This is a genomic window from Neisseria bergeri, assembly GCA_003044455.1.
Lineage (GTDB): Bacteria > Pseudomonadota > Gammaproteobacteria > Burkholderiales > Neisseriaceae > Neisseria > Neisseria bergeri.
Genome location: POWY01000001.1, coordinates 60,148 through 83,802 on the forward strand (window position 1 = coordinate 60,148; position 23,655 = coordinate 83,802).

A 23,655-nucleotide genomic window follows, 5' to 3' on the forward strand; every position below is an offset into this window, starting at 1 on the left:
TACCTCGCCTTGCCGTACTATCTGTACTGTCTGTGGCTTCGTCGCCTTGTCCTGATTTAAATTTAATCCACTATTAGTACGGTAGCCGTCTTTCACACATTGTTTTCGGCCGGTATACCGTATTTCAGGCTGCCTTTGCAGGCAGCCTGAAATGCGGAAAGCAGCCTAGTCGTGCTGGCATTGCTCGTAGATTTTGTTTTCGGGATAGGTATCTTTGCCCGAAGGGTACCAGCCTTTCTTGCGCACGCAGGCATCTTGCTCACTGTCTCCGCCGCCAATCGGGTCATAGCCGCAGGAAAACATATCGTCGAGCTTTCGCTGTCCATACAGATTCATCTGCCGCAGCATTTCATCACGCTTGGCTCTGCTGGCTTCCGGTGGAGTTTTTTTAGCAGGATAAATTTTGTCTTCGTTGCACAGCTCCCACCAGCCCGACGCATCGGGCGGCACACGAAAGCCGCTGCCGATGTTCAGGCAGCCTGAAAGCAGGACGCAGAGCATAAGGGACGGTATCAGTTTGTTCATTTGGGGTCTCCTGATCGGGGATGATTGGGATTGGTACGGTGGTTTTGCTGTATGTTTGTCGGATGGGGCGGATTGAAACAGAAAACGCCCGTACCGTCATCCTAAACTGTGCAGAAACGGCGGTGCTTACTTCACGCGGGTCGCCATCAGCGTGTGCAGGCGGCGGTTGTCGGCGCGTGCGACGGTAAATTGCAGGTTGCCGATGATGACTTTTTCGCCGCGTACGGGCAGGTGTCCCAATTCCTGAATGACCAGACCGCCGATGGTGTCGGCTTCTTCGCTGCTGTATTCCGTGCCGAAAAAGGCGTTGATGTCTTCGATTTCGGTAGCCGCGTGGATACGCCAGCGTTCGGCGGAAACGGCGTGGATGTTGTCGGCGCTTTCGTCTTCGTCAAACTCGTCTTCGATGTCGCCGACGATTTGCTCGATGATGTCTTCAAAAGTGACCAAACCCGATGTGCCACCGTATTCGTCGATAACGATTGCCATATGGTTGCGCTGTTCGCGGAACTCTTTTAAAAGCGCGTTCAGTGATTTGCCTTCGGGGACGAAGACGGCGGGACGGAGAATGGATTTGAGGTGGAACTGCTCGGGGTTGAACATATATTTGAGCAGGTCTTTGGCGTGCAAAATGCCCAAAACTTCGTCTTTGTCTTCGCCGATGACGGGGAAGCGCGAATGGGCGGTGTCGATAACGTAGGCGGTGATGCGTTCGATGCTGTCGTTTTCTTTCAAAACGTTCATACGGCTGCGCGTAATCATCGCGTCGCGCACTTCCAAATCGGAAAAATCGAGGACTTTTTCCAACCTTAAAAGCGTATCCGCATCAAATACTTCCTGTTCGTGCGCCTGCCGAAGCAGGTTTAATACGTCTTCGGCGGAATCGGGTTCGCGGGCGAGTCGGGCAATCAGGCGTTCAAAAAAATTTGTTTTCGGTTGTGCGCCGTCCATTTTAATGTCCGTCCTCTCGGTAGGGGTTGGGGAAGCCTGCCGCCCGCATCAGGCGGATTTCTTCGGCTTCCATTATTTCGGCTTCATCGTCTTCGATGTGGTCGTAGCCCATCAGGTGCAGCGTACCGTGTATGGTCAGGTGGGCAAAATGCTGCTCGGATGTTTTGCCTTGTTCGGCGGCTTCTTTCAATACGACTTGCGGGCAGATAATCAAATCGCCGTACAGTTTTTCCGAAACTTGACCGGGCAGGGTTTCGCCTTCGTTGAGCGCGAAACTCAATACATTGGTGGCGTAATCTTTGCCCCGGTAGTCGCGGTTGTAGGCGCGTGCTGCTTCTTCGTCCAAAAGGATCAAACCGATGTCGGCGCGGCGGTATCCGCTTTTCAGGGCAGACCAAGCCCAGCGGTAGAAATCACGTTCGGCGGGGATGCCGGCGGCGGAAGAGGCGTTTTCAAAGTTCAAATGGAAACGTTGCCGCTGCAACGTTAAGAAAGGGTATTTTTTGGCGCGTTTCATTGTGGCGGGTTTCGTGTTTTGTGGGCGTAAATATAACATAGACCTGACGGTGCCGTCTGAAGAAACGTTCAAAATATGATAGACTTCACGCCGTTTCCATTCTTTGAACGCATTGAACATGAACCCGAAAAAACTCGTCATCGCCAGCCGCGAAAGCCTGCTTGCTATGTGGCAGGCGAAACATATCCAAGGCCGTCTGAAGGCGCTGTATCCCGATTGCGAAGTCGAAATCTTGGGCATGACCACGCGCGGCGACCGGATTTTGGACAGAACTTTGTCAAAAGTCGGTGGTAAAGGCTTGTTTGTCAAAGAGTTGGAACAGGCTTTATATGACGGTCGCGCCGATTTGGCGGTGCATTCGATTAAGGACGTGCCGATGGATTTGCCCGAAGGTTTCGCGCTTGCCGCCATCGGCGAACGCGCCAATCCGTTTGACGCGTTTGTGTCCAACCAATACGCGCGTTTGGAAGAAATGCCCGAAGGCGCGGTTGTCGGCACATCCAGCCTGCGCCGCGAAGCCCAGTTGCGCGCGCGCTATCCGCATTTGCTTATCAAACCTTTGCGCGGCAATGTGCAAACCCGTTTGTCCAAGTTGGACAATGGCGAATACGACGCAATTATCCTTGCCGCCGCCGGTTTGCAGCGTCTGGAATTGGACGGACGCATCCGCATGATTTTGTCGGAATCCGACAGCCTGCCTGCCGCCGGACAAGGCGCATTGGGTATTGAAATTGCCGCGCACCGCGAAGATTTGTATGAGGTTTTGAAACCCTTGAACCACGGCGTTACCAATGCCTGCGTTACCGCCGAACGCGCCCTCGCACGCGCTTTGGGCGGAAGCTGCCAAGTGCCGCTGGCCGCATATTGCACGGAAGAAAACGGCTTGCTGACCTTGTGCGGCTTGGTCGGTCATCCTGACGGTTCGGTTGTGTTGCAGGCGGACGCGCAAGCACCTGCCGAATACGCCGACGCGCTCGGACGCGCAGTCGCTAAGAAATTGGCGGACGACGGTGCGCAGGAATTGATTGAGGCGGTATTGAATACGGAAAATTGATTTTATCGAAAATTTAAGAAAATAATATAAGTTATTGTTTTTAATTAATTTGTTCCATCATTTTTGCTCGCCTTATTTCGTCATTCCCGCGCAGGCGGGAATCCAGTTTGCTCGGTTTCAGTTGTTTCTAATCAATTCTTGCAGCATTGGGTTCCCGGATTCCCGCCTGCGCGGGAATGACGGCGGAAAGGTTTTTGTGGCTTCGGATAATATAGTGGATTAACAAAAATCAGGACAAGGCGACGAAGCCGCAGGCAGTACAGATAGTACGGCAAGGCGAGGCAACGCAACGCCGTACTGGTTTAAAGTTAATCCACTATACTGTGGCGTTCAAATTTTGAATTTGAGAATGATGATATTCGTATTTTTTATTTGAGTTCATCATATTGGGTTGGTTTTATAGATGTTTTCAGCTTGTTTGAAATTGTTATAGTTTATTGTTTTTTAACAAAAAACAGATGCCGTCTGAACTGGTTGAGGTTCAGACGGCATTTCATATAGCTGCGCTTTTTACAGTACTTTTACAGTACTTTTACAATGCTTTCGCACAGATAATCGATGTTGTCGTCGGTAATGCCGGCGACGTTGATGCGGCCGGAGCGGACGGCATAAATGGCAAACTCGTTTTTCAAACGGTCAACTTGTTCGGGAGTCAAGCCGCTGAAAGAGAACATGCCGTTTTGTTCGATAATGAAATCAAAGTCTTGGTTAGCACCTTTGGCCTTGAGCAACTCGACAAATTTTTGGCGCATGGTTTTGATGCGGCCACGCATTTCATCGAGTTCGGCAATCCATTGTGCTTTCAAATCATCATTTTTCAACACCAGCGCAATGGTGTTCGCACCATGTGAAGCCGGGTTGGAATACAAGGTACGGATGATGGTTTTGACTTGGCTGTGGGCGCGGGCTGCGGTTGCTTCGTCTTCGGCCACCAAAGTGAACGCGCCGACGCGCTCGTTGTACATACCGAAGTTTTTGGAATAAGAGCTGGCAATCAGCAATTCTGTATTGTGTTTCAAGAACACGCGCAGGCCGTAGGCATCTTCTTCCAAACCATTGCCGAAGCCTTGGTAGGCAAAGTCAAACAGCGGCAGCCAGCCTTTTTCGGCAGAAAGTTTCGCCAGAGTTTCCCATTGTTCGGGAGTAGGGTCGATGCCGGTAGGGTTGTGGCAGCAGCCGTGCAGCAGGACGATGTCGCCTTTTTGCGCTTGGTTCAAATCTTCAATCATACCGTCCCAATCCAAACCGTGTTTGGCGGCATCATAGTAGCGATAAGGTTGGTCTTGGATGCCGACGGCTTTGAAAATGGCGTTGTGGTTGGGCCAGGTCGGATTGGAAATCCAGACGGTTTGCGCGTTCAACTGGCGTTTGGCAAACTCGGCGGCAATACGCAATGCGCCCGTACCGCCGAGGCTTTGCGCTGTTTTGGCGCGACGGCTGGCGATAATTTCGTGGTCTTTGCCGAACAGCAGAATTTGGGTTTGCGCGTTGTAGTCGGCAACGCCGTCGATGGTCAGGTAGTTTTTGGTGGTTTCGCTTTCCAACAGGCGTTTTTCAGCCTCTTTGACGGCTTTGACAATGGGTGTTGCGCCGGATGCGTCTTTGTACACGCCGATGCCGAGGTTGACTTTTTCAGGGCGGGTTTCGGCTTTGAATGCTTCGCCCAAACCGAGAATCGGATCGGCGGGGGCGGCTTCGATGTGCTTGAAGAACATAGCTTGCTCCTTGATGGGGACGGAAGGTAATTCGGGTTTGCCGATTTTACGCTGTTTTATATGTGCTGGAAACAGCAGTGCCTATACCTGCCCGATATGGGCGAAGGTTTCCCAGTTTGACCGTATGTGTTCGGCAAGCAGGGGCAGGTCTTGTTCGGCGGCTTCGTAGTATGCGCCGTCCCATTCTTCAAAGTCGGGGAACTGTTTGCGCAGGGATTCGATGTCTGCGCCTCCGTCGGCGAGCGTTTCGATGGTTTCGCCGTGTTGTTCGTAGAGGGCTTTGGCTTTGTCCAAGACTTTCGGCACGGCTTTGATTTTCCAGCGGCGCAGGCTGTCGGCAAGCGGGTTGCGGAAAATGTATTCGCCGTAGCCGGAGGCGATAAGCTGTACGAAGCCGCCTTCTTCGACTTGGCTGTCGAGGTAGCAGAATGCGGTCAGCGTGTGCTGGTCGTCGGACAGGCAGGAGAGGGATTCGTCGCCGGTTTGGGCGGTGTGTTCGAGGTAGGCGGAAACGAGGGTATAGAGCAGAACGGATGGCTCTTGTTGGCGGATGTCTTCCGGAAGGGTAAGCGCAGTCATAGTATGCCGTCTGAAAAGTGGGGATTATAGCGGATTGCGGCTTTGCGCCGAAAATATCCTTTAGCCTGCCGATGGCGTAAAATAGGCGTACACCAACCACGTGAAGGAAAATCGAATGGACAATCTGAATCCGCAGGAAATTTCCGTGTTGCCGGAAAATCTGCCGCTGTATTGCTCGGGACCGGACAACGAGCAGTGGAACGGACATCCGAGGGTGTTTTTGCCTTTGGGCGAAGGAGAGTCGGGCAGCGTTGCCTGTCCGTATTGCGGCACGCGCTACCGCCTTGACGGAAAGATGCCGCATCATCACTACGCCTGAATGCAAACGGCGGAAAAATGCCGTCTGAAGCCTTTTCCGGTTTCAGACGGCATTTGTTTGGCTGGGCGGGCTTGTTCCGGCACGGGTATTCTGCCCGACGCGCCGCCCTGACGGGGGAACGGCGGTTTCCGTTCCCCGTATGGTGCTGCCGCTATGGATGGCGGCGTTTCGCCTAGAGGAAGAAAATCATTGCCACGACGACGGCAATCACGCCGTAAATCGCCATCGGGATAACGGTTTTCTTGATAATCGCACCTTCGGAATTTTTCACGTCCAATACGGTACATACGGCGATGATGTTGTTGAGGCACACCATATTGCCCATCGCGCCGCCGACGGATTGCAACGCCAGAATCAGGGTAACGGACAGGCCGGTATCCAAGGCGATTTGCTGCTGAATCGGGCCGAAGGTCAGGTTGGACACGGTGTTGGAGCCGGAGAAGAACGCGCCGATCGCGCCCAAATACGGCGAGAAGTAAACCCAGTGTTCGCCCGCCATTGCGGCAAATTCCTTACCGATGATTTTCACCATCGAATTGTCGCCGCCGACCAGCATCAGCTGAACCATAATCAGCGCGCCCATCAGGGCAAGCAGCGGTTTTTTGGTTTGATTGAAGGTTACGGCATAAATCGTCCAAGCATCTTTGAATTTGGTCTTATACAGCAGGATGCAGATCCAAACGGTAAAGACAAACGGAATCCAAGCGGGAACGTACAGCGTTTGGTAGGACGCGCTGACATCTTGTCCGAAAATATTGCCGAAGGTAATTGTCAGGGAGTCGCTGACGGTAATTTTGGACAAATCAAACGGCAGTTGGAAGCTGAACCATTCTTCTTTGCTGGTCAAAATGCCTTTGATGCCAAGTTGTTTGATGCGCGTAACCACCAGCATACCGATCAGCATACCCAAAGGGGCGAGTGCTTTGGCGACTTGGGCGAACGGCACTTTTTCGGCATTCGGGTCTTTGGCGTGGTCTTTGCTCAAGCCCCAGCCTTTATTAGCTGCAAATACGGAAAACATCAGACCGATTGCGCCGGCAACCAAAGAAGGAAATTCTTCGTTGACCATTGCCAATGCGACATAGGGAAGGGTACAGGAGAAAACGGCAATGGCGACGAAGCCCAAGTTTTTGCGGATTTCAGACCAAGGTACGATAAAACTCAAGCCGATGACGGGGATGACGAAACCTGCGAAGAAGTGCATCACGCCGGTCTGCCTGCCGATGGCGAGGATATCTTCGGCACTCAGGTTCAGCGGTGCAAAACCGAACCAAGTCGGCGTACCGACCGCACCGAAAGAGACGGGGACGGAGTTCATCACCAAAGTGAAAATCGCTACTTTCAACGGATTGAAGCCCAAGCTCATCAGAATCGGCGCGGCAATCGCGGCAGGCGTGCCAAAGCCGGATGCGCCTTCAATCATAAAGGCAAACGACCAGCCGATAATCATCAGTTGCGCTACGGGGTTCGGGCTGATGGTCGCCAGCCATTTGCGGATGACATCGATGCAGCCCGTGGTTTCCATCATACGGTTGAACATAATCGCGCCGAAAATCACGGTAATCGGCGTGAGCGTTTTGACGAGGCCGGAAGCGGCGGTGGCGTTGAGCAGCATTCCCGCATCGCCGAAGTAGAAAAGTTTGATGGCGTAAATCAGCACTGCGGTAATCGGCAGTGCGACGTAGGAAGGCATACTGTTTTTTTTCACCATCAGCCAAATCAGCAGGACGATGGGGAATATGCTGAGGAAAAGTGCCATAACGAATCCTTTTTAGGCATTTGCATCATAAGGCGCGTCGAGGTTTGGAAAGACGTTCAAATCCCGCACACCCGATATTCTGGTTAAAAGATAAATTGGTAAGACCAATTATTATGCGTTTGCACACTTTACGTAATCTTATGTAATCGGTCAAGCATTTTATCGATAATAGCTATTAATGCGGGTTAAGGATGGTGATGATGCGGCGGAGGGAGTGTGGGAAAGGGGCGTGTAAAAAAAGCCGTCCGAAAGGCTTCAGACGGCATTTTCAGCATTTTTCCAGCGGCACGAATACCGCGCCGTCCCCGTCCACACGGAGGATTGAAGCATAGTCGTTATGCCAGTCGCCCAAAACGATGCGGGTAAAGCCGTTTTCGTGATGGATATGCTCGCGGTGGGTGTGCCCGTGTATCAGCCTTTCCGCGTTAAAGGCGCGAACCTGCCGCGTGGTAAAGGCGGCATTGACATCCATAATATCGGCGGGCTTGACCTGTTTTTCCATTTTGCTGACACGCCTGATTTTGGCGGCAAGGCGTGTGCGCCACTTCAGAGGCAGCATCAGGAACAGTTTTTGCAGCCGCTTCCGATGCACGATTTTGCGGAAACGTTGGTATGCCCTGTCATCCGTACACAGAGTGTCGCCGTGGCAGATGAGGGTTTTGCAGCCGAACAAGTCCAAAACCGAGTAATCCGGCAGTAGCGTCATGCCCGCACGCCGGCAAAAATCCTGACCGATTAGGAAGTCGCGGTTACCCCTGACAAAGAACACGGCAACGCCTTTGTCGGACAATTTCCTGATTTCACGCGCAACCGAAGTATTCAACTCGGAAACTTCGTCATCGCCCACCCAGAAATCAAACAAATCGCCCAAAATATAAACCGCCCGCGCCTGTCCGGCGGCGGAAGAACGTAAAAAACGCAGCAACAGCGCGGTCAGTTCGGGATGCTTTTCGCTCAAATGCAGGTCGGAGATGAAATAGGCGGGTTTCATAGGTTGCTTTCCAATCGGGCGGATGTAGTGGCGGATTATAACGCGCCCAGCGGCGGGGCAATACGGCAAATGCCGCGCCAAGCATCGGGCGTTGGCGGAACCGGGGTTCGGGCGCGTTAAAAATGCCATCTGAAGGCTTCAGACGGCATCGCGGGTGCGGGATGCGGTAAGGTTTTGCCGGAAAGATATGGGGTGGTGCAGCGAGATTTCCGTTAAAATACGCTTCTTTTTTATTTTTTCCGACCATTATGCGCCTGACCCACATCAAACTCTCCGGCTTCAAATCTTTTACCGACCCGACCACGATTCATGTTCCGGGGCAGCTTGTTGCGGTTATCGGGCCGAACGGCTGCGGCAAGTCGAATGTGATTGATGCGGTGCGCTGGGTGTTGGGTGAGGCTTCGGCGAAACAGCTTCGCGGCGAGAGTATGCAGGACGTGATTTTTAACGGTGCGGCGACGCGCCGTCCTGCGCCGAGGGCTTCGGTGGAGCTGGTGTTTGACAACAGCGACCACAGTTTGCAGGGCGCGTGGGGGCAGTACGCCGAGGTAAGCATCAAGCGGCAGCTGACGCGGCAGGGCGAATCGACTTATTTCATCAACAATCAGACCGTGCGCCGCCGCGACATTACCGATTTATTTTTGGGTACGGGCGTGGGTGCGCGCGGTTATGCCGTTATCGAGCAGGGGATGATTTCGCGCATCATCGAAGCGCGGCCGGAGGAGTTGCGCGCCTATATCGAGGAGGCGGCGGGCGTGTCCAAATATAAGGAACGCCGCAAGGAGACGGAAGGCCGTCTGAAAGACACGCGCGAGCATTTGCAGCGTTTGGGCGATTTGCAGAACGAGTTGGCGCGTCAGGTGGAAAAGCTGGAAAAACAGGCAGAAACCGCCGAACGCTACCAATCCCTGACCGCGCAGTTGAACCAACAACAGGATTTGCTCGATTACGCCCAATGGCAGCAATCGCTTGCCGCCGCCGACAAGGCGACCGCGCAGCATCAGTCTTTGCAGGCGCAGCAGGACGAAACCGCCGCGCAGGTTCAGGCGTTAAACGACGAAGTACACGCCTTGCAGACCGCCGAGCAGTCGCAGCAGCAGGCGGTACACGAATTGAGCAATAAACGCGGCGTGTTGCGCGAACAGATTGCCCGTTTGGAAGAACAAATCCGCCATCAACAAAACCTGCACCAACGCATCGAACGCGACAAGCAGGCGGCTCAGGCGCAGTTGCAACGCATCCATCAGGAGCAGCAGCAAATCCGCGTGCAGCTTGAAGAAAACGAGTTGCAGGCCGAAGAAAAGCAAACCGAGCTGGCGGAATGGGCGATGCAGGTTGCCGAACACGAAGAACGTCTGCCCGAATTGGAAGAAGCCCAAGCCACGCTCAACACCGCCTTCCAAACCCAGCAGGACGAGGCAAACCGCATCCGCCGCGAACTGGCGTTGAAGCAGCAGCAGCTTGCCCATACCGGACAAACCGTTGCCAAGCACGAAGAGCGCAAAGGTCGTCTGAAACAGGAAAACCAAGCCCTGAACCTGCCCGACGAAGCCGAAACCGCCGCTGCGCAGGAAGCCGCCGCCTTGTTGCAAAGCCGGCAAGAGCATTACGAAGAACAAATCATTGCCGCCGAAGAAGCCTTACACGCCGCCCGCGAGGCGTTTCAGACGGCCTCAAACCGCTTCCAAAACCTGAAGCAGCGACACATCACCTTGCAGGCGCAGCAGCAGGCGTTGTCGCAAATCCTGTCGCAACAGCAGGAAGCCGCCGACTTCTGGCAGGCAACCGACCACGCCGCCGCGCCGCAGCTGTGGCAACACATCACCGCGCCCGCCGAGTGGCAGCACGCCTTGTCCGTCATCCTTGCCGAACGCCTGCACGCCCGCGCCGTGCCGCACGGCTTCGTTCCCCCCGTGCCGTTGCCGCAGGGGCAGGCAGCATGGCTTTCAGACGACCTCTCAGGCGGCCTCAAAAAATCCCTGCCCGTACAGGCATTGCTGAACCAAATCCAAGCACAGCCGCCGTTTCAGACGGCATTGCACCACTGGCTCGACGGCGTATTGTGCGCACCCGATTTGAGCTACGCCCTCGCGCATCAAAGCGATTTGGGCGCACACCAAATCTGGCTCACGCCCGAAGGCCATCAGGTCGACAAAGTCAGCGTCCTGCTCTATGCCAAACCCGCGCAGGAAAGCCTGATTGCCCAAAAAGCGCGCCTCGACGGCATCGCGTCCGAACTGGAAAACCTCGCCCCCGAACTCTCCGCCGCCGAAGCCGCGTTCAAACAGGAGGAGGCTGCTGTGCGCTCGTCCGAAGTGCAGCACAAAAACCTGATGCAGCAGCAACAACAGCACACGCGCCAATACAGCCAAGCGCAGCAACGCGCCGCCGAACTCTTGGCGCGCACCAACCAAGGGCAAATCCGCCGCGAACACATCGAGCGCGAACTGGCGCAATTGGCGGAAGAACAGACCGTGTTGCAACACACGTCCGACGGGCTTTCAGACGACATCGCTACTTTGCAGGAAGCCGCCGCCGAACTTGAACACCAACAGCAAACCACCGCACACAGCCGCCAAGAGCAGCAAGGCCGTCTGAAACAGGCGCAGCTTGCCCTATTGGAAGCCAACCGCCAATACGGGCTTGCCGAAGTCGCCGTCCACAAGCTCAACCAGCAAAAACAAAACTACCAACAGCAAATCGCCCGACTCGAACAGCAAACCCTAGACTGGCAGGAACGCCAGCAAGAGCTTGCCCTCGCCTATGAAACCGAGTTCCAAAACGACGAGCAGCACATCAAGCTCGACGAGCTGACCGAAGCCGTGCACACGCTGGACGAAGAATACATCGCCGTGCAGGAAAAACTCGCGCAGATTCAGGAGCAGGGCAGGGAGCAATACGCCCGCGTACAAACCCTGCAAACCAAGCTGCCGCAGCTTCAGGCCGCCACCCAAACCGCCCTGTTGCAGCAGCAGGAAGCCCTGATTAACGCCAAACGCTACCATCAAAACCTGACCGAACGCGCCGCCGATTTGGACGCGCTCGAAGCGTTGGCGAAAGAATCGCCGAAAGTATTGAACAGCAGCATCGGCAGCCTCACCCGGCAAATCGAAGCCCTCGGCGCCGTCAACCTCGCCGCCCTGCAAGAACTCGAAGAAGCGCGCGAACGCGACGGCTACTACCGCAGCCAGAGCGAAGATGTACAGGCAGCCATCACCCTTTTGGAAGAAGCCATCGCCCAAATCGACGACAAAACCAAAGCGCGTTTCAAAGAAACCTTCGATGCCGTCAACGGCAAAGTCCAAACCTTCTTCCCGACCCTGTTCGGCGGCGGCGAAGCCACCCTCAAAATGATAGGCGACGACCTCCTGACCGCCGGCGTATCCATCATGGCGCGTCCGCCCGGCAAGAAAAACAGCACCATCCACCTCCTCTCCGGCGGCGAAAAAGCCCTCACCGCCATGAGCCTCGTGTTCGCCCTGTTCAGCCTCAACCCCGCCCCCTTCTGCCTTTTGGACGAAGTCGATGCCCCGCTGGACGACGCCAACACCTCGCGTTTCTGCAACCTGGTCAAAGAAATGTCGGCGCAAACCCAATTCCTCTACATCTCCCACAACCGCCTGACCATGGAAATGGCGGAACAGCTGGTCGGTGTAACCATGCAGGAAAAAGGAGTATCGCGTGTCGTCGCCGTGGACATCAAACAGGCATTGGAAATGGCGGAAGCCGTTTAAACGGGTTGCAGAACGGCTGAATCTTGCCGTTTTTAATGACGTGTTGCGATACGGGTTTTCAGACGGTATAGTGAATTAAATTTAAACCGGTACAGCGTTGGCTCGCCTTAGCTCAAAGAGAACGATTCTCTAAGGTGCTGAAGCACCAAGTGAATCGGTTCCGTACTATCTGTACTGTCTGCGGCTCGCCGCCTTGTTCTGATTTTTGTTAATTCACTATATTTCAAACAGAACGGATTAAAATCAAATCCAAATCCATAAAAAATGCCGTCTGAACAGCGTTCAGACGGCATTTCGATGTGTACCGCCACGTCAAATCAGCGGTGGTGGCCGCAGCCGCATTCTTTTTTCATATCGATTACCATACGGCCGGTGATTTTGCCTTCGCGCATTTCTTGGAAAATGGCGGGAGCTTCATCCAAAGCACGCAGTTGGACTTTGGGTACAACCAAACCTTCCGCGCCGAATTGGAAGGCTTCTTCCAAATCTTTACGCGTGCCGACCAAAGAGCCGACCACTTCGATGCCGTCCAAAACCAAACGCGGGATGGACAAATCCATCGATTCCGGCGGCAGTCCGACGGCAACCACACGTCCGCCCGCACGGACGCAATCCACGGCAGAGTTGAATGCGGCAGCAGATACGGCGGTTACGACCGCAGCGTGTGCGCCGCCGGTTTTTTCCTGAATCACTTTGGCAGCGTCTTCTTTGGCGGCGTTGACAACCAAATCCGCGCCGGTTTCTTTGGCAAACGCCAGCTTGTCGTCGTTGATGTCGATGGCAACGACGTGTGCGCCGAATACTTTTTTCGCGTATTGGACACCCAAGTTGCCCAAACCGCCCGCGCCGTAGATGGCAATCCACTGTCCCGGACGCACGCCGGACACTTTCACGGCTTTGTAGCAGGTAACGCCGGCGCAAGTGATGCTGGACGCTTGGGCGGGGTCGAGTCCGTCGGGGACTTTGACTGCATAATCCGCATTGACGATGCAGTGGGTCGCCATACCGCCGTCGGCGGTGTACCCCGCGTTCAATACGGAACGGCACAGGGTTTCGCGGCCGGTGTTGCAGTATTCGCAAGAGCCGCAGCTTTGGAACAGCCAGGCGATGCTGACGCGGTCGCCGACTTTCAGATTTTTCACACCGTCGGCAACTTCTTTAACCAAACCGATGCCCTCGTGTCCCAGCACGCGGCCCGGTTTGTCGCCGTAGTCGCCTGCCGCAACGTGCAGGTCGGTGTGGCACACGCCGCAATATTCGACTTCGACCAACGCCTCGCCGTATTCCAACGGGCGAACCTCGCGTTCGACTACTTCCACATCGCCCGCTACATTTTTATTCACAACAACTGCCTGCATTTTCATGATTGCGCTCCTTTTCAAGGTAAAAAACCTGTAAACGGAATGTTGTCCGATATAGGGGTAAGCATACGCTTCCGCATCTTGAGGGTCAAATGGTATGTTGTTGAAAAATATGGATCATATGTTATATTATAACAGTTAGGGAGGCGCGGCATCGTGGAGGTTGCCGGATGCGGGGCGGCAGGTTTCAAGTTTGAAAAAACGGATGGGCGAACCCGTAAAAATGCCGTCTGAAGCTGTGTCCGGACGGCATTTTTACGGGTTTGGGGGCTTCGGCGGAGGGTCAGTCGAAGTCCGGGCAGTCCTGCCCGCTGCCGGCGGCGGAAAGCGTGCCGCCGTCGTTGAGCGTAACGATGCAGGTTTCGCCTTCGTTGGTCGCCCGATTGGGGTCGGCCTGAAGGGTGAAGTGGTCGGGGCTGACTTTGCTTAAGGTAATGTCGAAATATTTGTTTTGTTTCAGTTTGGTTTCGTCGTAGTTCTCAAACGTTCCTTTTTGGAGGTAGTAACGTTCCAAGTTTTGCGCGTTCATCAGCAGGGTGGATTTGACTTCCGACAGGCGGATGCGGCGGGTGTAGGTTTTATAGGAGGGGTAGGCGATGAGCGTCAGGATGCTGAGGATGGCGACGGCAATCAGCAGCTCGATCAGCGTGAAGCCTTTTTGAACGTTTTTCATAGCAATGTGTTTCCATTTGTTTATCAGTCGGCGGCATTATAACGCCGTATCGGAAATGGCGGAATATGTAAACGGATTGAAATTTTAGGGAAAGCAGATTGTATAAGCCATTTAAAACAAATGGTTATTTTTATTGTCGGTGGTTTGCCGCCTTGGATGGGGCAGGGACTTGCGGTAGAATCCGCTTCCGATTTATGGGATTGGCGCATACAGAGAATTGAAAATATGGCAAAAATGATGAAATGGGCGGCTGTTGCGGCGGTCGCGGCGGCAGCGGTTTGGGGCGGATGGTCTTATCTGAAGCCCGAGCCGCAGGCTTCTTATATTACGGAAACGGTCAGGCGCGGCGACATCAGCCGGACGGTTTCCGCGACGGGGGAAATTTCGCCGTCCAACCTGGTATCGGTCGGCGCGCAGGCTTCGGGGCAGATTAAGAAGCTTTATGTCAAACTCGGGCAACAGGTCAAAAAGGGCGATTTGATTGCGGAAATTAATTCGACCACGCAGACCAACACGCTCAATATGGAAAAATCCAAATTGGAAACGTATCAGGCGAAGCTGGTGTCGGCACAGATTGCATTGGGCAGTGCGGAGAAGAAATACAAACGCCAGGCGGCGTTATGGAAGGATGATGCGACCTCTAAAGAAGATTTGGAAAGCGCGCAGGATACGCTTGCCGCCGCCAAAGCCAATGTTGCCGAGCTGAAGGCTCTAATCAGACAGAGCAAAATTTCCATCAATACCGCCGAGTCGGAATTGGGCTACACGCGCATTACCGCGACGATGGACGGCACGGTGGTGGCGATTCCCGTGGAAGAAGGGCAAACCGTGAACGCGGCGCAGTCCGCACCGACGATTATTCAGCTTGCCAATTTGGGTATGATGTTGAACAAAATGCAGATTGCCGAGGGCGATATTACCAAGGTGAAGGCGGGGCAGGATATTTCGTTTACGATTTTGTCCGAACCGGATACGCCGATTAAGGCAAAACTCGACAGCGTCGACCCCGGGCTGACCACGATGTCGTCGGGCGGCTACAACAGCAGTACGGATACGGCTTCCAATGCGGTCTATTATTATGCCCGTTCGTTTGTGCCGAATCCGGACGGCAAACTCGCCACGGGGATGACGACGCAGAATACGGTTGAAATCGACGGTGTGAAAAATGTGCTGATTATTCCGTCGCTGACCGTGAAAAATCGTGGCGGCAAGGCGTTCGTACGCGTGTTGGGTGCAGACGGCAAAGCAGTGGAGCGCGAAATCCGAACCGGTATGAAAGACAGTATGAATACCGAAGTGAAAAGCGGTTTGAAAGAGGGGGATAAAGTGGTCATCTCCGAAATGACCGCCGCCGAGCAACAGGAAAGCAGCGAACGCGTCATGGGCGGCCCGCCGCGCCGATAAACGAATATGCCGTCTGAACACGGAAACGGTTTCAGACGGCATTTGTTATTGATTTACGGAACATTATGAGCTTGATCGAATGTAAAAACATCAACCGCTATTTCGGCAGCGGCGAGAACCGCGTCCATATTTTGAAAGACATCAGCCTGTCGATAGAGAAGGGCGATTTTGTCGCCATTATCGGGCAGTCCGGTTCGGGCAAGTCTACGCTGATGAACATACTCGGCTGTTTGGATACCGCCGGTTCCGGTTCGTACCGAATCGACGGCATCGAAACTGCCAAAATGCAGCCTGACGAACTGGCGGCATTGCGCCGCGAACGCTTCGGTTTCATCTTCCAACGCTACAACCTCTTAAGCTCGCTGACCGCAAGGGACAACGTCGCGCTGCCAGCCGTGTATATGGGTATGGGCGGCAAAGAGCGTTCCGCGCGGGCGGAGAAGTTGTTGCAGGATTTGGGTTTGGCAAGCAAAGAGGGCAACAAGCCCGGCGAACTCTCGGGCGGACAGCAGCAGCGCGTCTCCATCGCCCGCGCCCTGATGAACGGCGGCGAAATCATCTTCGCCGACGAGCCGACCGGCGCGCTCGATACCGCCAGCGGCAAAAACGTGATGGAAATCATCCGCAGGCTGCACAAAGCGGGCCATACCGTCATTATGGTAACGCACGACCCCGGCATCGCCGCCAACGCTAACCGCGTCATCGAAATCCGGGACGGCGAAATCATTTCCGACACCTCGAAAAATCCCGAAATCCCCGCAAGCAATGTCGGGAGGATTCAGGAAAAAGCCTCGTGGTCGTTTTATTACGACCAGTTTGTCGAAGCCTTCAGAATGTCGGTGCAAGCAGTATTGGCGCACAAAATGCGTTCGCTTCTGACGATGCTCGGCATCATCATCGGCATCGCATCCGTCGTCTCCGTCGTCGCACTGGGCAACGGTTCGCAGAAAAAAATCCTCGAAGACATCAGCTCGATGGGGACGAACACCATCAGCATCTTCCCCGGGCGCGGCTTCGGCGACAGGCGCAGCGGCAAAATCAGGACCCTGACCATAGACGACGCGAAAATCATCGGCAAACAAAGCTATGTTGCTTCCGCCACGCCCATGACTTCGAGCGGCGGCACGCTGACTTACCGCAACACCGACCTGACCGCCTCGCTTTACGGCGTGGGCGAACAATATTTCGACGTGCGCGGGCTGAAGCTGGAAACGGGGCGGCTGTTTGACGAAAACGATGTGAAAGAAGACGCGCAAGTCGTCGTCATCGACCAAAATGTCAAAGACAAACTCTTTGCGGACTCGGATCCGTTGGGTAAAACCATTTTGTTCAGGAAACGCCCCTTGACCGTCATCGGCGTGATGAAAAAAGACGAAAATGCTTTCGGCAATTCCGACGTGCTGATGCTTTGGTCGCCCTATACGACCGTGATGCACCAAATCACAGGCGAGAGCCACACCAACTCCATCACCGTCAAAATCAAAGACGATGCCAACACACAGGTTGCCGAAAAAGGGCTGACCGAGCTGCTCAAAGCACGGCACGGCACGGAAGATTTCTTTATGAACAACAGCGACAGCATCAGGCAGATGGTTGAAAGCACCACCGGTACGATGAAGCTGCTGATTTCCTCCATCGCATTGATTTCGTTGGCAGTCGGCGGCATCGGCGTGATGAACATTATGCTGGTGTCCGTTACCGAGCGCACCAAAGAAATCGGCATACGGATGGCAATCGGTGCGCGGCGCGGCAATATTTTGCAGCAGTTTTTGATTGAGGCGGTGTTAATCTGCATCATCGGAGGCTTGGTCGGCGTAGGTTTGTCCGCCGCCGTCAGCCTCGTGTTCAATCATTTTGTAACCGACTTCCCGATGGACATCTCGGCGGCATCCGTTATCGGGGCGGTCGCCTGCTCGACCGGAATCGGCATCGCGTTCGGCTTTATGCCTGCCAATAAGGCGGCCAAACTCAATCCGATAGACGCATTGGCGCAGGATTGAGGTTGGCACAAAGATGCCGTCTGAAGCTGCCGGGCAGGCTTCAGACGGCATTTGAAAAAGGCTTGGAACACGGTTCCAAGCCTTTTGTTTTGCGGATGGATTATTGATTTTTGCGGATGATTTCCTCCAGTTGGGGCATCGGGCTGTAGCCGCTTTGGGTGCGCCCGTTGGGGAAGACGAGGGTCGGTGTGCCGTTGAATCCGAACTGTTCGCCCAAGGAAGTGGTTTCCGCGACGGGGTTGTCGCAGATGCTGCCGCCGGCCGGGAATTTGCCTTTACGCATCCATTCCGTCCACGCTTTGGCGCGGTCGTGCTGGCACCATAAGATTTGCGCTTTGCGTGCGGCATCGGGGTGCAGGCCGGCAATGGGCATCATAAAGCTGTAAACCGTCACGTCGGTCATTTTTTCAAACTCGTGTTCCAAGCGTTTGCAGAACGGACAATCCGGGTCGGAGAAGACGGCGACTTTCAGCTTGCCGTTGCCGCGTACTTCTTTGATGGCTTTGTCCAAAGGCAGGGAGGCGAAGTCGATTTTGTTCAAATCTGCCATACGCTGTTCGGTGAGGTTTTTCCGGTTGTTGATGTCAAGAAGTTCGCCGGAAAATAGATAATCGGCGTTTGCATCGGTGTAGATAATCTGCCTTCCGCTGATGACGACTTCGTAAATGCCTCTGACCGGTGTTTCGCTGACGCTGATGACTTTCAGGTCTTGGGATTCGTAAATTTTTTCGAGGCGTGCTTTCAAGGCTTCGCCGACTTTTCCTTGTACGGGGGCGGCGGACTCGGCTTTGACGGCGGGTTCGGCGTTGGCGTTGGAAACGGGCGTTTGACCGCACGCCAGCAGCGGGAGGACGGTAAAGGGGGTTAAGATTTTGATTAACTTGGTTTTCATATCAGATGATTGCGCGTGTTGGAAAAGCGGCATTGTATCAAACCTCTGTTGCGCCTGCATTGCGCCGAGGCTCAATTTATCGTCTGAAAATAGCTTCCGGCTGTTAAAATACGCAAAAATAATTTGATTGTTTGTATGATCTACCACCGCATCGCTGTAAATATATGGCTAAGCGGATTTTAGTGCGGTTTGAGGCCGTCTGAAAGATTTGCTGCGGGCAACTGAAAGATTTTACCGACACTTTGAGAAAAATGATGAACCAACAAGAATACGCTGAATATCTGTTTAAGCTGCTGGGCGAAGAGCCGCAGGCAGCAGATAAATATAATGGCTGGGAAGATTATTTCTACGGTTTGTTTCAAGGTTTTATGCCCGACGGAGAAGGCGTGGCTGCGGTGTTTGAACCTTTGGAAAAGGGACAGGAATTGCTGGCGCGCATCATGCCTGTGTATCAAAACACTGCCGAACACAATCAAGAAATCCTCGACGGCGGCTATATTCCCGGCTATTTCTGCCCGCCTGTGCAAGATGAGGCAGAAGTGAGACAGACGGGCGAGCGTTTGCTGGAAGGTCTGCGCGAATTTGCCCGCTTTGTTGAAGACGAAGAGCTGATTGCAGCCTTGGCAGCGATTAAACAGATACGTTTGGGTGAGCCTGCGGAAGAGTTTGACGATACTCGGGACTTGTTTGGAGAAGCATTTGATGAATGGCGGATTAGTAATACAGATGACAACAGCCCCGAACAAGTGTTGGACGAAGCCTATTATTCTATAAATTGCGATTATTACCTGTCCGCCTATCTGCAATATCCGCTTTACCGCAACAAGCCTGACAGCGATTTTCTCCGTCCTTATTTCGATTTGTGGAAACAGGGTTACGGCTTTATTTTAGATAAAGACTGTTTGTATTTGTGCAAATAGCTTCCGTTTTTTCAGACGGCCCCAAACATTTTTACACACCATGATCTACCACCGCATCGCCGTAAACGTGCCGCTTTCAGACGGCCTTTTGACTTATTCGTATTCTGAGCCGCTTCCTCCGGGAACGCGGGTGCTTGTGCCTTTCCGCAACAAGACCGTGGTCGGGATGGTGTGGGAAACGGATATTGCGCCCGATATGGATACGGCGCGGATTTTGAGCGTTCAGACGGCCTTTGTGGAAGAAAAGCCGTTGCCTCAAAGCTGGCGTGATTTGTTGGCGTTTACGTCGCGTTATTACCACTATCCGACGGGGCAGGCGGTGTTTGCCGCGCTGCCGCAGGGTTTGAAGGAAACGCGCGCAGTGGAAATGCCGCAGCCGCCGTTGTTTTACGCGCTGAACGAAGCGGGCAGGGCGCAAACGCCGCCGCTGGCACGGTTTAACAAAAAAGCGGCTTTGTGGGACACGCTGCTGTCGGGCGGGATGACGATGGCGGCGTTGAAGCAGGTAAACGCGCAGGCGGCGAAATTGATTGAGGATTGGGCGGAGCAGGGCTGGATTGAAACGACGGAAGCGGCGAATCCTATATTAAGGTCGTCTGAATTTCAGCTCAACGTCGACCAGCAGAAGGCTTCCGATGAAATTCAGACGGCCTTCGGCAGTTTTCAACCGTTTCTGCTGTACGGCATCACCGGCAGCGGCAAGACCGAGGTGTATTTCGATGCGATGGCGAAAGTGTTGGCGCAGGGGCGGCAGGTGTTGTTTTTGTTGCCCGAAATCAACCTCACGCCGCAGCTTTTGAAGCGGGTGGAAAACCGTTTTGCCGACGTACCGACCGCCGTGTTGCACAGCCAGATGGCGGCAGGCAAGCGCACGCAGGATTATCTGCGCGCCATGTTGGGACAGGCGAAGCTGGTGATTGGCACGCGGCTGGCAGTGTTCACGCCGATGGATGATGTCGGGCTGATTGTGGTCGATGAGGAACACGACGGCTCGTTCAAACAGGACAACGAATTGCGCTACCACGCCCGCGATTTGGCGGTGTGGCGGGCGAAACAGAGCGGCTGCCCCGTCGTGTTGGGCAGTGCCACGCCCAGCTTGGAGAGCTGGCACAAGGCGCAAAGCGGCGCGTACCGCCTGCTGCAACTGACCGAACGCGCCCATACCGCCGCGCAACTGCCGCAAGTGGACATCCTCAACGTAGGTCGTCTGAAACTCGACAACGGCTTCTCGCCGCAAGCCTTGCAGCTTTTGAAACAGAACTTCGAAGCAGGCGGCATGTCGCTGGTGTACCTCAACCGTCGCGGCTTCGCGCCTGCGCTGTTTTGCGGCGACTGCGGCCATACCTTCGGCTGCCCGAACTGCTCCGCCAAAATGGTGCTGCACCAACGCGCCCGCCAACTGCGCTGTCACCACTGCGACCACCGCGAACCCGTCCCGTTCAAATGCCCCGACTGCGGCAACCAAGACCTGACCGCCGTCGGCCACGGCACACAGCGCGTCGAAGAAACCTTGCGCGCCTTCTTACCCAAGGCCGCCGTCGTCCGCGTCGACAGGGACAGCACCGCGCACAAAAACGACTGGGCGGATTTGTACCGCCGTATCGCCGACAACGAAATCGACATTTTGGTCGGCACGCAGATGCTCGCCAAAGGCCATGATTTCGAGCGGCTCAACCTCGTTATCGTGTTGAACGCCGACGGCAGCCTGTACAGCGCGGATTTCCGCGCGCCAGAAAGGCTGTTCGCCGAGCTGATGCAAGTGTCCGGCAGGGCGGGGCGTGCCGACAAACCCGGCAAGGTGCTGATACAGACCCAACTGCCCGAACATCCCGTCTTCGCCGCCGTCAAAGCGCAGGACTACGCCGTGTTTGCCGAAAACGAATTGGACGAGCGGCAAATGTTCGCCATGCCGCCCTTCGGTTTCCAGACCGCCGTTCGCGCCGACGCGCCGCGCGTTGCCGATGCGATGGAATTTCTCAACGCCGCCAAAGAAACCCTCGCCCCGCTTTTGCCCGAAAGCATTTCCCAGTTCGGCGCGGCCCCGATGCTGATGGTGCGCCTTGCCGAACGCGAACGCGCGCAAGTTTTCCTCGAATCGGTATCCCGACAGGATTTGCACCGCGCCGTGAGTTTGTGGGTGCAGGTGTTGCAGCAAAACCGCGACGGCAAAATCAGATGGTCGGTGGATGTCGATCCGCAGGAGGCTTGATTATTGGCAATCCGATGCCGTCTGAAAACCGTTTCAGACGGCATTTTTATTCCGGATCGTCTGTAAACGCGTTCGCCCGAAAAATAGGTACGAATGTCAGCAGGTAAAGCACGAACACGGCGGCGGTCAGAATCGCGGGGACGGTGATGAAGAATATCGGGTTCACGTTCATTAAAACAGCGCGCGAGACGGCGGCGGCGAAGAGGATGGGGACGGCGATGCGGCAGAGTTTGGGGTAGTCGAGTTTGGTAAAGCCGCTGTGCCACAGTCCGGCAGTCAGCCACACCATCATCACGCCACCCATCATGCCGCCGAGGGTAATCAGGTGCAGGGGGGCGGAGGCGGGCAGGTTTTGCAGTTTCGCCGCGCCTGCCCACAGATAGCCTACGGCGGCAAAGAGTTGGAGCAGGTAATAGGTGCGGACGTAGTGTTTGCGCAGGAGTTCGTGATGGTGCAGTTCGCGCAGCTTGGCGAGCAGGATGAAGCCGACGGCAAGCGCGGTAAAGCCGGCAGTTTGTGCAGGCAGCCAAAGTTCGGCGGCGGCGTGCAGCAGCAAGAAAGTAATAGCAATGTTTTTATAAACGATATTTGGAATAAAAACAGGGTCTTTCAGACGGCATTCTTTCAGGGCTTCCGCACCCAAGAGGACGCTGACGCGGACGGATACGAACATGACTGCCGCCATGTTCAGATGCACTTGCGCACGCAGCAGGTTCAAATCGCCGCTGACGGCATAGGCCGTCTGAAAAACGGTAAATGCGGCAAGCAGCATCAACAGGGCAAAGTTGTCGGTGTTACGGTCGAGCCAAATCAGCCAGGCGCAGAACAGCAGCAACACCAGCCAATAGGCGGCGACGAAAAACGAAGCGGTTTGCGGCGCAAACGGCAGCAGGGCGGATGCGGCGAGCAGTAATGCCGCCATCAAAGTAGCGACAGGTTTCAGACGGCCTTGATAGCCCGTCCATTCAAGCATAGCGGCAGTCAGAAAACCGCCGTATGCCGCAGGCAGCATGAGTTCTAAGAAGATTTGGCGGTGCAAAATGACGGCACTAGGGCTGATGAAAAACACCAACGCGCCGAGTATGGCAAGTACCGCCGCGCCGACGAAAAACGGCCGCATAGGGTGGGTGAAAAATTTATTCATGGCTTGGCTTGATTCTGCATGAAGATGCTTTCGGATATGGATTTATTGGGCGGACAGGGCTGTATCTTTTGCCAAAGAGGCAAGCCGCAAGGTTTGTCAGATACTCAAATGCCCGTATCATTCATATTATTGATATTATTGTTCGAATTGTATTATTTTCAATAATAATAAATAACCCTAAACCAATATAAATAACAGCCATTATCCAACGACTAAACTTCTCTATAATTTCACCAACACCTGAAATATTAGCCAATCTTTGTGCTGTATATACTAAAACAAAAATCAATATTAAAAATACAAGAAGAGTAACTAATAAGTCGACAAGATCTAAAGTCACAAAGTAAGGAACAAAAAGTCCAATATTATCTGCACCACAACTAGCAACTGTAACCAAAGCAACAATACCGACTAATTTTGACAACCCTTTTTCATCCAATTCTTTTTTAGCTCTTTTTTCGCCCTCACAATCGTCGTAAATAGCAACTTTAATACCTAAGTAAATCGGTATTAAACCTAATAAACCCAACACCCATTTTTCCGGAACATAATTCAAAACAAAAGCTAGAAATAAACTAACTAATATTAAAATTACAGAACCTAAATATTGTCCGATATAAATATCTCGATATTCTTTTCTAGTATTTGCTCTAGCAAAAAATATTAATAGTATTACCAACAAATCTACTGCTGTAGCAATATATAAAACAGCAGCAGTAATCACAGTCGAAAACATAAAGCACCTCATAATGAATCCCCTGCCTCCTTGGCACCACGGCTTTTTCAAAAACCGAATCGCGTTCGGATAACAGATTCGTATCTTTCGCTAAAGAGGCAAGCCTGCGGCTTGCTTACCCTCTCCCTGGCCCTCGCCCCGTGGGAGAGGGTTAGGGAAACGAACCGCAAGG

At 53.9% G+C, this 23,655-nt stretch carries 21 protein-coding genes; 8 read left to right on the forward strand and 13 right to left on the reverse strand.

Annotated features, from left to right (window positions below; all coding sequences use genetic code 11):
* Nucleotides 1-165 precede the first annotated feature (165 nt).
* The 3 genes from DBY86_RS00360 to ybeY all read right to left on the reverse strand — a co-directional run bounded on the left by DBY86_RS00360 (nt 166) and on the right by ybeY (nt 1,993).
* Nucleotides 166-525 carry a hypothetical protein gene (locus tag DBY86_RS00360; protein ID WP_107818486.1) on the reverse strand — a complete coding sequence of 120 codons (360 nt, stop codon included), beginning with the start codon at nt 523-525 and terminating at the stop codon, nt 166-168.
* A gap of 126 nt (nt 526-651) precedes the next feature.
* Nucleotides 652-1,476 (reverse strand): HlyC/CorC family transporter, encoded by an 825-nt coding sequence (locus DBY86_RS00365; protein ID WP_107818487.1) that lies wholly within the window; start codon nt 1,474-1,476, stop codon nt 652-654.
* Nucleotide 1,477: 1 nt separating this feature from the next.
* Nucleotides 1,478-1,993, reverse strand: a complete 516-nt coding sequence (ybeY, locus tag DBY86_RS00370) for an rRNA maturation RNase YbeY (RefSeq protein WP_107818837.1) — start codon at nt 1,991-1,993, stop codon at nt 1,478-1,480.
* A gap of 118 nt (nt 1,994-2,111) precedes the next feature.
* Here ybeY and hemC point away from each other — a divergent pair, with 118 nt between their 5' ends.
* Nucleotides 2,112-3,047: a hydroxymethylbilane synthase gene (gene hemC, locus DBY86_RS00375; RefSeq protein WP_107818488.1), complete on the forward strand. Its 936-nt coding sequence runs from the start codon at nt 2,112-2,114 to the stop codon at nt 3,045-3,047.
* A gap of 521 nt (nt 3,048-3,568) precedes the next feature.
* Here hemC and DBY86_RS00385 read toward each other — a convergent pair.
* Nucleotides 3,569-4,762 (reverse strand): amino acid aminotransferase, encoded by a 1,194-nt coding sequence (locus DBY86_RS00385; protein WP_107818490.1) that lies wholly within the window; start codon nt 4,760-4,762, stop codon nt 3,569-3,571.
* Between the two features lie 81 nt (nt 4,763-4,843).
* Nucleotides 4,844-5,341, reverse strand: coding sequence for a DNA-mimic protein DMP19 (locus DBY86_RS00390; RefSeq protein WP_107818491.1), 498 nt, complete (start codon nt 5,339-5,341; stop codon nt 4,844-4,846).
* 115 nt (nt 5,342-5,456) lie between these two features.
* Between DBY86_RS00390 and DBY86_RS00395 the strand changes: the two genes are divergently transcribed.
* A complete protein-coding gene (locus DBY86_RS00395; protein WP_002241191.1) occupies nt 5,457-5,660 on the forward strand; it encodes a zinc-finger domain-containing protein in 204 nt (67 codons plus the stop codon).
* A 17-nt stretch (nt 5,661-5,677) separates the two neighbouring features.
* Entirely contained in the window at nt 5,678-5,836 is a 159-nt protein-coding gene (locus DBY86_RS12810; protein WP_159068528.1) for a hypothetical protein, read from the forward strand.
* Here the strand turns inward: DBY86_RS12810 and DBY86_RS00400 are convergent.
* Nucleotides 5,833-7,419 carry an L-lactate permease gene (locus DBY86_RS00400; RefSeq protein ID WP_003711191.1) on the reverse strand — a complete coding sequence of 529 codons (1,587 nt, stop codon included), beginning with the start codon at nt 7,417-7,419 and terminating at the stop codon, nt 5,833-5,835. The two genes, DBY86_RS12810 and DBY86_RS00400, sit on opposite strands and share 4 nt — an antisense overlap.
* Before the next feature lie 268 nt (nt 7,420-7,687).
* Nucleotides 7,688-8,410: a UDP-2,3-diacylglucosamine diphosphatase gene (lpxH, locus tag DBY86_RS00405; RefSeq protein ID WP_107818492.1), complete on the reverse strand. Its 723-nt coding sequence runs from the start codon at nt 8,408-8,410 to the stop codon at nt 7,688-7,690.
* Between the two features lie 248 nt (nt 8,411-8,658).
* Here lpxH and smc point away from each other — a divergent pair, with 248 nt between their 5' ends.
* Nucleotides 8,659-12,144: a chromosome segregation protein SMC gene (smc, locus tag DBY86_RS00420; protein WP_107818493.1), complete on the forward strand. Its 3,486-nt coding sequence runs from the start codon at nt 8,659-8,661 to the stop codon at nt 12,142-12,144.
* Nucleotides 12,145-12,251: 107 nt separating this feature from the next.
* Here the strand turns inward: smc and DBY86_RS13215 are convergent, their stop codons facing one another.
* The 3 genes from DBY86_RS13215 to DBY86_RS00435 form a co-directional block, all read right to left on the reverse strand.
* Nucleotides 12,252-12,437 carry a hypothetical protein gene (locus tag DBY86_RS13215; protein WP_192879270.1) on the reverse strand — a complete coding sequence of 62 codons (186 nt, stop codon included), beginning with the start codon at nt 12,435-12,437 and terminating at the stop codon, nt 12,252-12,254.
* Between the two features lie 24 nt (nt 12,438-12,461).
* Complete coding sequence (adhP, locus tag DBY86_RS00430) at nt 12,462-13,508, reverse strand: alcohol dehydrogenase AdhP (protein WP_192879269.1); 1,047 nt, start codon at nt 13,506-13,508, stop codon at nt 12,462-12,464.
* A 280-nt stretch (nt 13,509-13,788) separates the two neighbouring features.
* Entirely contained in the window at nt 13,789-14,178 is a 390-nt protein-coding gene (locus DBY86_RS00435; RefSeq protein WP_107818494.1) for a type IV pilin protein, read from the reverse strand.
* Nucleotides 14,179-14,403: 225 nt separating this feature from the next.
* On the opposite strand from DBY86_RS00435, the gene DBY86_RS00440 reads away from it, so the two are divergent.
* Nucleotides 14,404-15,582 carry a MacA family efflux pump subunit gene (locus DBY86_RS00440; protein ID WP_107818839.1) on the forward strand — a complete coding sequence of 393 codons (1,179 nt, stop codon included), beginning with the start codon at nt 14,404-14,406 and terminating at the stop codon, nt 15,580-15,582.
* A gap of 65 nt (nt 15,583-15,647) precedes the next feature.
* A complete protein-coding gene (locus tag DBY86_RS00445) occupies nt 15,648-17,582 on the forward strand; it encodes a MacB family efflux pump subunit (protein ID WP_107818495.1) in 1,935 nt (644 codons plus the stop codon).
* Between the two features lie 100 nt (nt 17,583-17,682).
* On the opposite strand, the gene DBY86_RS00450 is transcribed toward DBY86_RS00445, so the two are convergent.
* Nucleotides 17,683-18,474 (reverse strand): DsbC family protein, encoded by a 792-nt coding sequence (locus DBY86_RS00450; RefSeq protein WP_107818840.1) that lies wholly within the window; start codon nt 18,472-18,474, stop codon nt 17,683-17,685.
* A 254-nt stretch (nt 18,475-18,728) separates the two neighbouring features.
* Here DBY86_RS00450 and DBY86_RS00455 point away from each other — a divergent pair, with 254 nt between their 5' ends.
* Entirely contained in the window at nt 18,729-19,394 is a 666-nt protein-coding gene (locus tag DBY86_RS00455; RefSeq protein WP_107818841.1) for a hypothetical protein, read from the forward strand.
* A 40-nt stretch (nt 19,395-19,434) separates the two neighbouring features.
* Nucleotides 19,435-21,603 (forward strand): primosomal protein N', encoded by a 2,169-nt coding sequence (locus DBY86_RS00460; RefSeq protein WP_107818496.1) that lies wholly within the window; start codon nt 19,435-19,437, stop codon nt 21,601-21,603.
* 46 nt (nt 21,604-21,649) lie between these two features.
* Here the strand turns inward: DBY86_RS00460 and DBY86_RS00465 are convergent, their stop codons facing one another.
* Both DBY86_RS00465 and DBY86_RS00470 read right to left on the reverse strand, forming a co-directional pair.
* Nucleotides 21,650-22,747: an NnrS family protein gene (locus DBY86_RS00465; protein ID WP_107818497.1), complete on the reverse strand. Its 1,098-nt coding sequence runs from the start codon at nt 22,745-22,747 to the stop codon at nt 21,650-21,652.
* Nucleotides 22,748-22,868: 121 nt separating this feature from the next.
* Nucleotides 22,869-23,483 carry a CadD family cadmium resistance transporter gene (locus tag DBY86_RS00470; protein WP_167435446.1) on the reverse strand — a complete coding sequence of 205 codons (615 nt, stop codon included), beginning with the start codon at nt 23,481-23,483 and terminating at the stop codon, nt 22,869-22,871.
* Nucleotides 23,484-23,655: the final 172 nt, after the last annotated feature.

What these genes read in the sequence shown, in the direction of transcription:
- DBY86_RS00360 (WP_107818486.1), bottom strand. Translation starts at nt 525, where the DNA reads ATGAACAAACTGATACCGTCCCTTATGCTCTGCGTCCTGCTTTCAGGC.
- DBY86_RS00365 (WP_107818487.1), bottom strand. Translation starts at nt 1,476, where the DNA reads ATGGACGGCGCACAACCGAAAACAAATTTTTTTGAACGCCTGATTGCC.
- ybeY (WP_107818837.1), bottom strand. Translation starts at nt 1,993, where the DNA reads ATGAAACGCGCCAAAAAATACCCTTTCTTAACGTTGCAGCGGCAACGT.
- hemC (WP_107818488.1), top strand. Translation starts at nt 2,112, where the DNA reads ATGAACCCGAAAAAACTCGTCATCGCCAGCCGCGAAAGCCTGCTTGCT.
- DBY86_RS00385 (WP_107818490.1), bottom strand. Translation starts at nt 4,762, where the DNA reads ATGTTCTTCAAGCACATCGAAGCCGCCCCCGCCGATCCGATTCTCGGT.
- DBY86_RS00390 (WP_107818491.1), bottom strand. Translation starts at nt 5,341, where the DNA reads ATGACTGCGCTTACCCTTCCGGAAGACATCCGCCAACAAGAGCCATCC.
- DBY86_RS00395 (WP_002241191.1), top strand. Translation starts at nt 5,457, where the DNA reads ATGGACAATCTGAATCCGCAGGAAATTTCCGTGTTGCCGGAAAATCTG.
- DBY86_RS12810 (WP_159068528.1), top strand. Translation starts at nt 5,678, where the DNA reads ATGCCGTCTGAAGCCTTTTCCGGTTTCAGACGGCATTTGTTTGGCTGG.
- DBY86_RS00400 (WP_003711191.1), bottom strand. Translation starts at nt 7,419, where the DNA reads ATGGCACTTTTCCTCAGCATATTCCCCATCGTCCTGCTGATTTGGCTG.
- lpxH (WP_107818492.1), bottom strand. Translation starts at nt 8,410, where the DNA reads ATGAAACCCGCCTATTTCATCTCCGACCTGCATTTGAGCGAAAAGCAT.
- smc (WP_107818493.1), top strand. Translation starts at nt 8,659, where the DNA reads ATGCGCCTGACCCACATCAAACTCTCCGGCTTCAAATCTTTTACCGAC.
- DBY86_RS13215 (WP_192879270.1), bottom strand. Translation starts at nt 12,437, where the DNA reads ATGCCGTCTGAACGCTGTTCAGACGGCATTTTTTATGGATTTGGATTT.
- adhP (WP_192879269.1), bottom strand. Translation starts at nt 13,508, where the DNA reads ATGAAAATGCAGGCAGTTGTTGTGAATAAAAATGTAGCGGGCGATGTG.
- DBY86_RS00435 (WP_107818494.1), bottom strand. Translation starts at nt 14,178, where the DNA reads ATGAAAAACGTTCAAAAAGGCTTCACGCTGATCGAGCTGCTGATTGCC.
- DBY86_RS00440 (WP_107818839.1), top strand. Translation starts at nt 14,404, where the DNA reads ATGGCAAAAATGATGAAATGGGCGGCTGTTGCGGCGGTCGCGGCGGCA.
- DBY86_RS00445 (WP_107818495.1), top strand. Translation starts at nt 15,648, where the DNA reads ATGAGCTTGATCGAATGTAAAAACATCAACCGCTATTTCGGCAGCGGC.
- DBY86_RS00450 (WP_107818840.1), bottom strand. Translation starts at nt 18,474, where the DNA reads ATGAAAACCAAGTTAATCAAAATCTTAACCCCCTTTACCGTCCTCCCG.
- DBY86_RS00455 (WP_107818841.1), top strand. Translation starts at nt 18,729, where the DNA reads ATGAACCAACAAGAATACGCTGAATATCTGTTTAAGCTGCTGGGCGAA.
- DBY86_RS00460 (WP_107818496.1), top strand. Translation starts at nt 19,435, where the DNA reads ATGATCTACCACCGCATCGCCGTAAACGTGCCGCTTTCAGACGGCCTT.
- DBY86_RS00465 (WP_107818497.1), bottom strand. Translation starts at nt 22,747, where the DNA reads ATGAATAAATTTTTCACCCACCCTATGCGGCCGTTTTTCGTCGGCGCG.
- DBY86_RS00470 (WP_167435446.1), bottom strand. Translation starts at nt 23,483, where the DNA reads ATGTTTTCGACTGTGATTACTGCTGCTGTTTTATATATTGCTACAGCA.